We start from the raw sequence: 13,293 nt of genomic DNA, 5'->3' as shown, positions 1-13,293 counted from the left end.
AAAACTTTGCTTATCAACACTGAGAAGGCTGAAAATCTATTTTATTCTGCATTAGCTCGGACCCATAGTATAATAGAGATATGATTATTTTGTGGGGGAGAATCCATGACATTAATTAGAGAGTTTGTAAATCAAGAGGAATTCATCGGTTATTATTTGCTGAAGGAAGTAGATGTGAAATTAACGAATAGTACGCCTCCCAAAAATTATTTGGATATTGTGCTGAGCGATTCCAGCGGGGAAATTTCGGCTAAATTATGGGATGCTTCAGAGGTTGACAAAGAGACCTTCTTTCCTATGGGACTCGTAAAGGTGCGCGGTGTTGTACAGACTTATCGGGAACGGCTGCAAATGAAGATCATCCAGATGCGCCCAGTCAAAGAAGAAGATGGAGTGAGGCTGACGGATTTCGTCCGTTCTGCACCGATCCGGGCCGTGGACTTGGTCCATACGATCCGGACGACAATCGCGGCTATAGCGGATGCGGAGATTCGCGGCATCGTCGCTTATTGCGTTGATAAAGTGGAAGAGAAGCTGATGCATTATCCGGCTGCGAAGACGCATCATCATGCCTATTTTGGCGGCCTTGCCTATCATATGGTCAGGATGCTGGAGCTGGGCGAATTTCTCTGCGGGCAGCGTCCATTTCTGAATCCGGATATGCTGCGGGCGGGAATTATTTTACACGATATTGCCAAACCTGAAGAGATGGTGGCACAGCTCGGCATTGTGTCCGAGTATAGCACGGCAGGCAAGCTGCTGGGCCATATCTCAATGGCGTCCAATTGGATTACTGAGGCAGCGATCCGGCTTGATATTGACCTGGATTCGCCGAAGGTAATGGGACTGCAGCATCTGGTGCTCTCCCATCATAACTTGGGCGAATGGGGCAGCCCTGTACAGCCGCAGACGGCAGAAGCGGTGGCCCTGCACCATATCGATGCCCTGGATGCGAAGCTGCAGATGGTGGAGGATGCATTGAACACTACTGCGGAGGACGAGGATTGGACCCCGCTTATTCGCGGTCTTGAGAACAAGGGAATTCATCGTTTACGGGTATTATAAGCAATAACTTAGATAGGCTGTCTCGCGGTCAGGCTTGATCGAGGGGGCGGCCTTTGTGCGTATCGCCAGGTTATGGCCAATCTTATTGCATCGTCTCTGTGAAGCGCATATTATGGATTAGTGATTCTTTTTGCTCGAGATATTTCATGATTTACGTACAAGGGAGAATGATAATGAAATACCGTAGCGTGTTTGATGTAATCGGTCCGGTAATGGTTGGCCCCTCTAGCTCTCATACAGCAGGGGCGGCGAAGATTGGCAGGCTGGCGCGCAGCATATTTGGCAAGGAGCCGCAGCGCGTTGTGTTGTCGCTGTACGGTTCCTTTGCTGATACTTATAAGGGACATGCTACCGATGTGGCATTAATTGCCGGATTATTGGGGTATGATACGGATGATCCACGTCTGCCTCAGTCTGCAAAATATGCGGAGGAAGCAGGAGTAGAGATTATCATTAGAACGGAAGAGGCGATCCCGGAGCATCCAAATACGGTCCGCATCAACATGCAAAGCGGGAGCGAGGAGATTGATCTGGTAGGGATCTCGATCGGCGGCGGCAAGGTGGAGCTGCGTGAGCTGAACGGATTCCAATTGGGTCTGTCCGGCGAAAGTCCGGCTATTCTCATTATTAACCATGATCGCTACGGCGTTATCGCCAGGGTGACCCATATATTAAGTGAAAGTCATGTGAACATCGGGAATATGAAGGTATCCCGCAAGGAAAAGGGCAAGATGGCGCTGATGGTTATCGAGACGGATGAGATGATCAGCGATAAAGTGATCGATATGATTAGGAGGCTAGAGGGCGTCGACCGGGTTTTATCCATGGAGGATTAGCAGAGCCAACCGCTTGTTAAACGTAAATTATAGGTAAGGAGGCTGAACTTCAAATGTTTTCAAATGTGGCGGAGTTAGTCGCACTTGCGGAAGAAAAATCATGCTCCATTGCGGAGATTATGGTCCGCCAGGAGATGGAAGTTAGCGGAAAGAGCCGGGAGCAGATCCGTGAGCAAATGTCGCGCAATCTTGAGGTGATGGAGAAGGCGGTAGAAAGAGGACTCAGCGGGGTGAAGTCGTATTCGGGATTGACCGGGGGGGATGCGGTGAAAATGCAAAAATATATCGCCAGCGGTCAAGGATTAAGCGGCCTTACAGTGCTTGATGCGGTTAGCAAAGCGGTCGCTACCAATGAAGTTAATGCGGCGATGGGGCTGATTTGCGCTACGCCGACCGCTGGCGCTTCCGGGGTGATCCCGGGCGTATTATTCGCGCTGGTGGATAAGCTTCATCCGACCCGGGATCAAATGATTGATTTTTTGTTCACATCAGGAGCATTCGGGATGGTTGTCGCCAACAATGCTTCGATTAGCGGCGCCGCCGGAGGTTGTCAGGCCGAGGTGGGTTCTGCGACGGGGATGGCGGCAGCTTCGATCGTTGCCCTGGCCGGAGGGACGCCGCAGCAATCTGCTACAGCGATGGCCATAGCGCTCAAAAATTTGCTGGGTCTGGTATGTGATCCGGTCGCTGGCCTGGTTGAAGTTCCCTGTGTGAAGCGGAATGCGATGGGAGCAGCGATTGCGATGGTAGCCGCGGATATGTCGCTGGCTGGTATTACCAGTGCGATCCCTTGCGATGAAGTGATCGAAGCGATGCACCGGATTGGCCAAGCGATGCCGGTTGCACTGCGAGAGACCGCACAAGGCGGCCTTGCTGACACGCCTACCGGACGACGGTTGAAGACGGAGATATTGAAGGGCGAGCGGGCTTGAGCGAAGCATTTATTGACAATTCTCCTATGCTCATGGAATGCCGATTAAATGATCGGCATTTCTTGGCATGCCATTAGACAATAATGATATATCATGATATATTATTATGTATTGTGGAATAAGTACCGGAGGTATCATGATGAGTGAATCAACCTCTTCAAAGCCGATGTATGAGCAGATTTTTAATGATGTTAAGCGGCGGATTATAGATAACACTTATATGGCCGGTGATAAGATCCCATCGGAGAAGGAGCTGGCCGAAGCCTATAATGTGAGTCGGATTACGAGCAAGAGGGCGCTGGAGATGCTGGCCGCCGAGAATTTTATTATCCGCAGACCCGGGCGCGGGTCCTTTGTAGCGGAAGCGGGAGACGATGGGCAAGCGCCGCCCGCTGCTGCGAAATCATCAGCTGTGCTGAAGAAACGGCCGGGGAAATTGATCGGGGTAGTGCTGACGGATTTCGCCAACAGCTATGGGACCCGGCTCATTTACGGCATGGAGTCCGCTGCCCGGGAGCTGGACTGCTATCTTATATTGCGTCGTACGTTTGGTGTGCAGGAGAATGAGGAGGAGACGATCCGCAAGCTGCTTGAGCTTGGTGTGGATGGGCTGATTGTTTTCCCTGCACAAGGAGAGTATTTCAATGCGGAAATCCTCAAGCTCGTTATCGAGCGCTTCCCGCTTGTGCTTATTGACCGGGAGATCAAGGGGGTAGCGTCGTCGTCGATTAGTACTGACAATGTACAAGCGGCGTTCATGGCAACGGAGTATCTGTTCGAGCTCGGGCATTCTCATATTTCAATCCTGTCCCCGCCTCCGAAGGATACGTCAGCGATTGAGGAACGGATCGAGGGGGTTATGCAGGCATATGCCAGTCACGGTGTTATTGTGGATCAGAGGTTGTGGATCACCGGACTGACTTCGACGCTGCCTAATTCCTTTAATGATGAAGAGAAAATAGAACAGGATATCGAGAGAATCATGAATCATCTGCAGGCGTTCCCGGAGATCACGGCGCTCTTTGCGTTCGAATACCACATTGCTCTCTTGGTCAAGGAAGCGGCGCGACGTCTGGGCTTAAACATCCCCAGCGACATCTCTGTCATCTGCTTCGACCATCCGCTGTTCCGGCTTGGAGAAGGGTATGCCTTTACTCATATGCGGCAGCAGGAAGAGAATATGGGCCGGTTGGCGCTGGAACAGGTGACGGCTCTTATGGGAAGCGGGGCAGGAGCTGGCAGAACCAAGCTGCAGGCGCAGCTGATTCCAGGGGAATCTGCCGCATCCGTACGCAGTCATTCAATGGATCGATCGTCTTTTTAAGCATAAGCAACGATGAAGCTGTTTCTATGACCATCAGGTCGTGGAACAGCTTTTTTTGTAATATTCAGTCTTTTTATTTTCCATAAATAGGATTTTACACTCATTGACATAATAATATTATACTAATATACTCATTTCCATGAAAGCGTTTTATTTACGGGAAGAAACGATATCGTCAAAGGAGGCGAGGATGTCTCAGCTTGTAACGATGGCTTGATAAGGGGGAGTATTACATCAATAAGTAAGGAGACGATAGGATGATGAATGTTCTGGTTGTAGACGACGAATCTACGGAACGTGAAGGAATCAAAAATTTGCTCTGCCAATACAAATTTCCCTGCCGCGTGCTTGAGGCCGAAAACGGTCGCGTTGCTGAAGAGATCCTGCAAAAAAACGCGGTTGATATTTTAATTACCGATGTGAAGATGCCGTTGATGAATGGCATTGAACTGAGCAAAGCGGCTAGAAGGATGCAGGAGAATTTGAAGATCGTCATCTGCAGCGGTTATGGCGAATTTGAATACGCCCTCAGCGCAATCAAGCTTGGGGTGATCAACTATTTACTGAAGCCGCTCATTCGTGAAGAGCTATTGGAGGTCATGGAAAACCTCACTCAGAAGAAGGCCTATATCGATCCTGATCAGGAGACCGAAGAATCCAGGGTGATTCGCCAAGTGAAACAGATTATAAAAAATAATTATCAACATGATATTTCATTAACAGATGTAGGCAACGAGGTCTATTTATCGCCAGGCTATCTCAGCATTTTGTTCAAAAAAGAAACAGGCATGAATTTCTCCAAATACTTAACGGATTACCGATTGCGGAAAGCAGATTATCTGTTGACACAAACCAATATGAAAATAAACGATATTGCGGAAAACGTTGGGATTGAAAATCCGTCTTATTTCTGCAAGTTATTCAAAAATAAATACGGTGTCAGTCCGATGCAATATCGGAAGTGCTGAGATCAATGATGATCATTCGTCTGATGAAAAGCAGGTTTAATGATCTAAAGTTCCGCAGCAAGCTGCTTCTCTCACACCTCACCATTGTGCTGATTCCGATTCTACTCCTGGGCATGCTGTCATTTCTTCAATCCTACACAACGCAGATCAACGAATTAAATAGTGAGGCGCGCTCCGGTCTCAGCCAAATGGCCAACATCCTGGACTACAAAATAAACCGCTATAACATGCTGTGCGAATTTATTGTACTGAACCGGGATTTCTCTCAAATTTTTTTGAAAAATTATCAGGACAATTATTTTAATATGTACTTGGATTTCAGGGATACGATGGACCCGCTGCTCTCGCAAATCAAGCTGATGGACGGGAATATCGAAGAAATTACCTTCTACACCTCAGGTGATCTGCTGGGGATTCGCGATCATATACTGCCGCTTCATGAACTGAAAAGACAGCCATGGTATGACGGTGATCGAGGCCGGCGCTGGATTATTTATGACGGGCATGTGTATTTGCTGCAGCAGTTGATCAGCAATCACAGGAACAGCAATTTTATGGTGATCACCATCAATTATGAAAGTATCTTCTCAAGCATAGAGCAGGTCTCCGACCATATCTCTGTAAGCATTGAAGACAGCCGGCATAAGCTCATATATCAAGGCAATCAGGACGTGCTGACAGCCAGAAGCCTGACGGACATCAGCGGTTCGCTGCAAAATATCGACTGGACGCTGAAATTTTCCGTTTCCCACGATAATGCTTACATGAATGCACTGACCATTTTTAAGATTACGTTTTTTGTTATTGTGCTAAGCTTGCTGATTGCCTTCAGTCTGATATATGTATTTTCCAGCAGCTTCACGCGGAGGATCGTTCATCTGAGAAATAAAGTAGATAAGGTGGAGCAAAACAATCTGGAGATCATCATCCAAAGCTCTTCCCGGGATGAAATAGGCGAGCTTACGAATGGGATCGGCAAGATGCTGGGCAGGATCAAAAGCTTAATCTCGCAGGTATACGAGGCAGAAAGCGCCAAGAGAGAAAGCGAGTACAGCCAGCTCATTGCCCAGATCAATCCGCATTTTCTGTATAACACCTTGTCGTTCATACATTGGCGCTCTGTGAAGAAGCAAGATATCGAAACCGGGTACATGGTGGCCGCGCTGGCCCAATTTTATCGGACCACGCTGAATAAAGGCAAGGCGCTGGTAACGATTAAGGACGAATTAGCCAATATCAAGGCCTATATCGATCTGCAGCTCATTATGCACGATGCAAGCTTTGAGATTGATTATAAGGTGGAAGAGTCGCTATTGAACCATCACATTATTCACTTCATATTACAGCCGATTGTCGAAAATGCGATCAAGCATGGCTTTGCTGAACCTCTGATTGGCGACCGCCTGTTAAACATCTCTGTCTATCTTGAAAAAGGGGAGATCAAAATGAAGGTGGAGGATAACGGCATCGGCATGTCGTCGGAGCAGGAACAAAAGCTGTTGACCGCAAGCAGCTCCGGTTACGGTGTGAAAAATGTCAATGATCGCATCAAGCTGTATTACGGAACGGACTATGGCTTGGACATTTTTAGTAATCCGGGCCAAGGAACTAAGGTGATGATTACGCTGCCTTATAATTCATAAAAAACGTGTTATGAATCAAAAAAACGTTGCATATCCGCCCTTTATGAAAACGGATACAATGAACCCATAAAATCAAATAAAGGGGTTAGCGATATGAAGAATAAGCGGAAATTAGTCTTTATTCTCCTGGTTTGCCTCAGCATGCTTGCTGTCAGCGGCTGTGGAGGAGGAAGCGGGACAAACGCTGGCGGCTCGGATGAAGCGCAGGTCGATGATGGGGTGAAATTTGATCCGTATGGCAAATATGACACCTCTGTTGAATTCACGATCGGCCGTAACACAAACCATACTAGCAATCTTCCCGACGGAGACACAAGCGAGAACAACATGGCTACCAGATATGTGGAGAGCAGGGTGAATGTGAAGGCGAAGATTGCCTGGGAGACCGATGATATGGATCAGAAGCTGTCCCTCTCCATGACGACGGGCGATCTGCCTGATGTAATGACGGTTAGTCGGGACATTCTCAACCAATTGGTCGATAACGATCTGATTGCGGATTTGACCGAAGTTTATGACAAGACCGCCTCCAAAGGCTTGAAAGAAATTTACGACACCTATGGCAGCCTGCTCATGGATCAGGTTACTTTCGATGGCAAGATCATGGCTTTGCCGCATACCAATATCGGCAACCAGCATCAGCTGCTGTGGATCCGCAAGGACTGGATGGATAAAGTAGGCGCAAAGACGCCTGCAAGCCTGGAGGAAGTTTGGGACCTGGCCAGGACTTTCGTTGAAAAGGACGTTTCCGGCACAGGAAAAACGGTCGGTTTCGTTATGGATCAGAATGCGATGAACTTTACGCCGGTATTCGCGGTCTATAATGCCTTCCCGACGAACTGGATCAAGGATGCGGAAGGCAAGGTCGTATATGGCTCGGTGCAGCCGGAAATGAAGGAAGCGCTGGCTGATTTGGCCCAGCGTTACAAAGAGGGGCTGATCGATAAGCAGTTTGCCGTCAGGTCCGGGGAAGAGAAGGAAGCGCTGGTCATTAAAGGCCAGGCAGGTATGCTTTTCAACCCTTGGTGGATCGGCTACACGAACTATAAAGATACCATTAAGCAGGATCCGGAAGCGGTCTGGATCGCCGTATCCGCACCGGTTGATGAGAACGGCAAATTTAAGACAATCCGTCAGGACCCGGCCGGCAGCTTCACCGTAGTCAAGAAGGATTACGCTCATCCGGAAGCGATTATGAAATCGATTAACCTGACCACAGATTTTTTGTATTCGCTTACGGACGATGCTGTTCAGTACAAAAAAGAGCATGCAAGTGAAGGGCTGACCGATAACAGCAGATGGAATAACGAGCCGACGCAGATTCCGATGCAAATCGATTATAACGACGTATTGAAGCGTTACTATGATGACATTATGGAAGCGGACCAAGCCGGAAATGAGAGCAAAATTCAACCTGACCGTCTAGTATCGCTCCATGCCTATCAGGACTTCAAAAAAGAAGGGAACAATATCGACGCTAATACTTACGGGGAATATCTATCGCGTATTGAGGGGCAACGGGAAGCCAACAATCCGAATCTGGAAGTCATACCGGGCGCTTTTTATGGCACAACCGATACGATGAAGATGAAATGGGCCAATCTGAAGAAGATGGAAGAAGAGACGATTCTTAAAATCATTATGGGCGAAGCGCCGCTTAGTGAATTCGATAAATTCGTCGACACCTGGCATCGGACTGGCGGGGACGAAATTCTGGCCGAGATAAATCAAAAGTAACTTTAATCGCAGGATGTGATGAACATGAATCGAACCGGAGTCAGCATGGGCCGGCAGCTGCAAGCGCCGCTGCGCCAAAGCCGTGCGCGCCAACGCCTGAACGGGATGACCTATCATATGATGCTGCTGCCTGGCATGATCATGCTGTTCATTTTCGCCATCATTCCGATGTTCGGTGCGGTGATGGCGTTTCAGAGATTTATTCCAGCCAAGGGGATCGGCGGCTCCCCTTGGATTGGACTCGGCAATTTTACTTATATGCTGCAGCTTCCGGACAGCAGACAGATCTTTGTGAACACTCTGGTCATCGCTGCCGGAAAGATCATTCTTGGCCTGATTGCACCGATCGTATTCGCGCTGCTGCTTCATGAGGTGCGGGTGAAGCTGTTCAAGAGCACAGTGCAGACGATCGTCTATTTACCGCACTTTATGTCCTGGGTTGTGCTGGGAACGATGCTGACAATGATCTTCTCTTATGACGGGATGGTCAACAATTTGCTGGAACTTCTGGGTCTGGAGCGGATCATGTTTATGGCCAGCAATACATGGTTCAGGCCGCTGCTGATCGTGACGGATACCTGGAAGGAATTCGGCTACGGGACGATTATTTATTTGGCGGCCTTAACGGCGATTAACCCGGCACTGTATGAATCGGCCGCGCTTGACGGAGCTAACCGCTGGAAGCAAATGCTGAATATTACTTTGCCAGGCATTTTTCCAACCATCATCTTATTGGGCACGCTCAGCCTGGGGAATGTGCTGAACGCCGGCTTTGATCAGGTCTTTAACATGTATAATCCGCTCGTCTACGAGACAGGGGATATTATCGATACATTTGTTTATCGTATGGGGCTTATTAATATGCAATATTCATTTGCTACGGCGGTCGGTTTGATGAAATCAGTAATTAGCTTTGTGCTTATTATTATCTCCTATCGGCTGGCGGCCAAGTATGCCGGGTACAGGATTTTCTAGGAGGATCATATGGTACAGTCGCAAACCTTGGGATCAAAAATGATGAATGCTCTGATTATCGCCGTGCTGGTTATCATCGCTTTTCTATCGCTGGCTCCGATGCTTAACACGATCATGATCTCGATCAGCAGCAGCGCGGCGGTGAACGCCAGAGAGGTCAATTTCTGGCCCGTTGACGTTAATTTCTCTTCCTATGAGAAGATTCTGAACGATGTCAAGTTCTGGCGCGCTTTCAAAATATCTGTGGAACGGGTCGTCCTTGGGGGCGGCATCAATATGCTGCTTACGGTGCTGATGGCTTACCCGCTGTCGCGCAGCACGATGCAATTCAAATCGCGCAATGTCTACATGTGGATTATCATTTTTACTATGCTGTTTAGCGGTGGGATCGTCCCGTGGTATATGGTCATCAGCAAGCTGAATCTCATCAATACCCTCTGGGCGCTGGTGCTTCCAGGCGCGGTCCCGGTGTTTAACGTGATCCTGCTGATGAATTTCTTCAAGGGCATTCCCAAGGAGCTTGAGGAAGCGGCATTTATGGATGGAGCGGGGCCGCTCAAAATTTTATTGAACATCTTCCTGCCGGTCTCTCTGCCCAGCCTGGCCACAATCACCCTGTTCGTGATTGTGGGGCACTGGAACAACTTTTTTGACGGTATTGTGTTGATTAATGACAGCAGCAAAGTTCCGTTGCAGACCTATCTGCAGCAGCTAAATCTGACGCGGGACCAGATGCAGAACCTGACCGTTGAGCAGCTTCAGCAGTTCAATAAAATATCCAATACGACCCTGAATTCAGCGAAAATCTTGGTCTCCATGATTCCGATTATGATGATATATCCTTTCTTGCAGCGGTATCTGATTCATGGCATCGTGCTTGGCTCGGTAAAGGAATAGATGGGAAAGTAAATTTATATTGGGAGGGGTTAGCGTGAACTTGAAACATGGAAAGCCGTTCAGGTCCAAATGGTTTATGGCCGTCCTGGCCATTGTGCCTGCTTTAACCGTATTCACAGGAATAGGAGCTTCTCCAGCCGATGCTTACAAGTCTTCCGATGCCGATATAGCCATCATGGCATTTAATCAATATTTCTGGAATCCCGAAACGAAGCATTTTCGGGCCGATTCGCAGCAAAGCGACTCCTACCAGAGTTTTTGGGTAGAAGCCGAATTATGGGAGATGGTCATGGATTCATATCTCCACACCTCCGATAGGACGTTAAAGCAGCAGCTTCGCCAGCAAATCGATGATATTTTTACGGGGGCGGTGGCGAAGTACGGAGAGGACTGGACGAATAATCCGTTCAACGACGATATTATGTGGTGGGCTATGGCCAGCGCGCGAGCGTATCAAATTACCGGCGAGCCGAAATACCTGGACAAGGCGAAATATTACTTCGACTTTGTGTACGACACCCAATGGGATGAGGAATTTGGCGGCGGACTCTGGTGGTTAAACAGCGAGCATGTTACGAAGAACGCTTGCATCAACTTTCCGGCTGCCGAAGCAGCGGTATTCCTCTATGAAATAAGCGGGGACCAGCACTATCTGGACGCCGCTTCCCGTATTTTTCGCTGGGGCAAGACGATGCTGACCGATGGCAAGGGCAAAGTCTTTGACCGGATTGAGCCGGTACGCGGCGGCGTTCCCGATGCGACCCACTATAATCAGGGAACCTTTATCGGCGCGGCGGTAGGGCTGTACCGCAGCACCGGGGATTCCGTCTATCTGGAAGATGCCGTGAAGGCCGCTCAATTTGTCAAGGAACACCAGACGGATGAGAATAGGCTGCTTAATTATGAAGGGCCCAACGGGGACTTGAAGGGCGGCAAGACGATTCTAATTCGTAATCTGGCCTATTTATTAACCTCCCTGGACGGAAAAAAGGCTGCATCAGGCTATAAGCAGTTTAGCAGGGAGCTTGACGAATGGCTCGCTTATAATACGGAAATGGCCTGGAGCCACCGCAATGAGGATGGAATTGTTGACGGCAATTGGATCGGCCGCAGGCAGTCCGGAACCTACGACTCCTGGACAGCGTCCAGTGCCGTTCAGGCGCTGGCGGTCCTTAAGCCCAGGAGTATGCCGCTAAGCTATCAGACCAGGGATGCCTATCAGAAAATTGAAGCGGAGAAGTACAATGACGGCAAGGGTTTCATCCTGGAGGGAAGCGCAGAAGGAACGATGCAGCTCGGCGGAATTCAATCCGGCCATTTTGCAGCCTACAAGCAGGTGGACTTTGGCAAGCTGGGTGCCAAGGGCTTTATTGCCAGGGTGGCCAGCGGGACGGCAGGCGGCAGGATCGAGATTCGTCTGGATGCTCTGAACGGTCCGGTCGTTGGCACTGTCAACGTCGAAGACACAGGCGGATGGGAGCATTTTATGGATGCCGTCAGCGTATTGAAAGATCACCAGGGCCATCCTGCAACGGTAACCGGAGTTCATGACGTGTATCTGGTATTTGAAGAAACAACGGACAGCTATCTGTTTAATCTCAATTGGTTCAAATTCACGCGGGATGATCCGACCAGGACAGACGCTTTCGCTAAGTTGCAGGCGGAAGATTTTGATGACAGCTTCGGGTTGGACCGAAATATGGAGCATGGCTATATTGAGGGGATTTCCGATGGAGCTCATGCTCTTTATCGGGGGATTGATTTTGCTGACGGAGCGTCCGGGGTTACGGTATATGTATCAAGCGGATCCCAAGGCGGAACGATTGAGATAAGGCTCGACAGTCCGCAGGGACCAGTGGTCAGCGAGATCCCGGTTCCGGCCATGGGCGATTGGAATCGATGGATGAACATGATGTCCATCGTTGATGATACGCTGGCAACCGGTACTCATGATGTATATCTAACCTTTAAAGGAACAAATGGAGCTGATTTCCCATGCAATCTGGATTGGTTTAATTTCACGACGGTGAAGGGCAAGGTTATGGATGCCTATAGCAAAATAGAAGCCGAGAGTTATACAAGTGCAGTGGAGCTTGGAACGGAGACGGGCGGAGGTCATACCTATTTGGTTGGTTTGTATGGCCCGAATCAGCCTTATGCAATGTACAACTATATTGATTTTGGCAGCGGCAGTCCGGAGCAGTTCCATGTGCATGCGGCCAGTGATACCGCTGGCGGTACCCTTGAAGTGCGGATCGATGGAGTGAACGGCCCTGTAATCTCAACTGTGCAAGTGACGGGGACCGGAGGCTGGCAAAAATTTCAGGTTTTCTCGTCAGAGATAACCACCCGCGTAACGGGAAAACATCTGATATTCCTTGTTTTTAAGGGATCGGACTGGTTGTACAATATCGATAAATTCACCTTTGGGGATCCTGAGGTATTCACCGCTCCTGCTCCCGAGCCTGAACCGGTGATAGATCATATTCCGCCGGGAGAGGTGGAGAATGTGCGCGTGGTGCAAGCAGGACAAAGCATGGGGCTCTATTGGGATGGACCCTATGATTTGGACGGACAAAAAGTGTTGATCAGCCTGTTTCAGAACAAAAAACAGGTCGGTCATACATTAGAGGTATCAAGAGGGGTTCAGACCGTTGTACTCCCGAAAATACCCGCTGCCAAAAGTTATTCGATAACGATTCAAAGCGTGGATGTCTCGGGTAATAGATCCAAGGGATATACGTTTCGGCTGAAGGATCATCTGCGCGGGTAACTTATTGGAATTTCCAGCCCGGGTAGGTGTATAATTTGTTACACAATCAGTTCAGCAATATTCCCGCTGGCGCTGATATAATAAAATACTGGAAATGTCGTGCTTATTCATTGCAAATACGGGCTATCCTAAGGTCATCTGAC

At 48.9% G+C, this 13,293-nt stretch carries 10 protein-coding genes; all 10 read left to right on the top strand.

What is annotated here, in order from left to right; genetic code table 11:
• Positions 1-105 precede the first annotated feature (105 nt).
• Positions 106-1,065: a 3'-5' exoribonuclease YhaM family protein gene (locus DMN77_RS08530; protein ID WP_068779861.1), complete on the top strand. Its 960-nt coding sequence runs from the start codon at positions 106-108 to the stop codon at positions 1,063-1,065.
• A 173-nt stretch (positions 1,066-1,238) separates the two neighbouring features.
• Complete coding sequence (sdaAB, locus tag DMN77_RS08525) at positions 1,239-1,901, top strand: L-serine ammonia-lyase, iron-sulfur-dependent subunit beta (protein ID WP_068779862.1); 663 nt, start codon at positions 1,239-1,241, stop codon at positions 1,899-1,901.
• Positions 1,902-1,954: 53 nt separating this feature from the next.
• A complete protein-coding gene (gene sdaAA, locus DMN77_RS08520; protein WP_179014437.1) occupies positions 1,955-2,833 on the top strand; it encodes an L-serine ammonia-lyase, iron-sulfur-dependent, subunit alpha in 879 nt (292 codons plus the stop codon).
• Between the two features lie 139 nt (positions 2,834-2,972).
• Positions 2,973-4,157, top strand: coding sequence for a GntR family transcriptional regulator (locus tag DMN77_RS08515; RefSeq protein WP_068779864.1), 1,185 nt, complete (start codon positions 2,973-2,975; stop codon positions 4,155-4,157).
• A gap of 257 nt (positions 4,158-4,414) precedes the next feature.
• On the top strand, positions 4,415-5,125 hold the full coding sequence (locus DMN77_RS08510) for a response regulator transcription factor (RefSeq protein WP_068779865.1): 711 nt from the start codon (positions 4,415-4,417) through the stop codon (positions 5,123-5,125).
• A 5-nt stretch (positions 5,126-5,130) separates the two neighbouring features.
• Complete coding sequence (locus DMN77_RS08505; RefSeq protein ID WP_256872303.1) at positions 5,131-6,768, top strand: sensor histidine kinase; 1,638 nt, start codon at positions 5,131-5,133, stop codon at positions 6,766-6,768.
• 93 nt (positions 6,769-6,861) lie between these two features.
• On the top strand, positions 6,862-8,505 hold the full coding sequence (locus tag DMN77_RS08500) for a type 2 periplasmic-binding domain-containing protein (RefSeq protein ID WP_179014436.1): 1,644 nt from the start codon (positions 6,862-6,864) through the stop codon (positions 8,503-8,505).
• Between the two features lie 105 nt (positions 8,506-8,610).
• On the top strand, positions 8,611-9,480 hold the full coding sequence (locus DMN77_RS08495) for an ABC transporter permease (RefSeq protein ID WP_229521114.1): 870 nt from the start codon (positions 8,611-8,613) through the stop codon (positions 9,478-9,480).
• A 9-nt stretch (positions 9,481-9,489) separates the two neighbouring features.
• Entirely contained in the window at positions 9,490-10,377 is an 888-nt protein-coding gene (locus DMN77_RS08490) for a carbohydrate ABC transporter permease (RefSeq protein ID WP_179014434.1), read from the top strand.
• Positions 10,378-10,411: 34 nt separating this feature from the next.
• Complete coding sequence (locus DMN77_RS08485; RefSeq protein ID WP_372775600.1) at positions 10,412-13,150, top strand: carbohydrate-binding protein; 2,739 nt, start codon at positions 10,412-10,414, stop codon at positions 13,148-13,150.
• Positions 13,151-13,293 lie beyond the last annotated feature (143 nt).

Source organism: Paenibacillus sp. 79R4 (assembly GCF_013393165.1).
Classification (GTDB): Bacteria; Bacillota; Bacilli; order Paenibacillales; family Paenibacillaceae; genus Fontibacillus.
Note: the sequence above shows the minus strand (reverse complement) of the source record. Positions and strands in the feature narration are given on the sequence as shown.

Bases quoted from the DNA above. Each gene is read 5' to 3' on its own strand.
- DMN77_RS08530 (WP_068779861.1), top strand. From the start codon at position 106: ATGACATTAATTAGAGAGTTTGTAAATCAAGAGGAATTCATCGGTTAT.
- sdaAB (WP_068779862.1), top strand. From the start codon at position 1,239: ATGAAATACCGTAGCGTGTTTGATGTAATCGGTCCGGTAATGGTTGGC.
- sdaAA (WP_179014437.1), top strand. From the start codon at position 1,955: ATGTTTTCAAATGTGGCGGAGTTAGTCGCACTTGCGGAAGAAAAATCA.
- DMN77_RS08515 (WP_068779864.1), top strand. From the start codon at position 2,973: ATGAGTGAATCAACCTCTTCAAAGCCGATGTATGAGCAGATTTTTAAT.
- DMN77_RS08510 (WP_068779865.1), top strand. From the start codon at position 4,415: ATGATGAATGTTCTGGTTGTAGACGACGAATCTACGGAACGTGAAGGA.
- DMN77_RS08505 (WP_256872303.1), top strand. From the start codon at position 5,131: ATGATGATCATTCGTCTGATGAAAAGCAGGTTTAATGATCTAAAGTTC.
- DMN77_RS08500 (WP_179014436.1), top strand. From the start codon at position 6,862: ATGAAGAATAAGCGGAAATTAGTCTTTATTCTCCTGGTTTGCCTCAGC.
- DMN77_RS08495 (WP_229521114.1), top strand. From the start codon at position 8,611: ATGACCTATCATATGATGCTGCTGCCTGGCATGATCATGCTGTTCATT.
- DMN77_RS08490 (WP_179014434.1), top strand. From the start codon at position 9,490: ATGGTACAGTCGCAAACCTTGGGATCAAAAATGATGAATGCTCTGATT.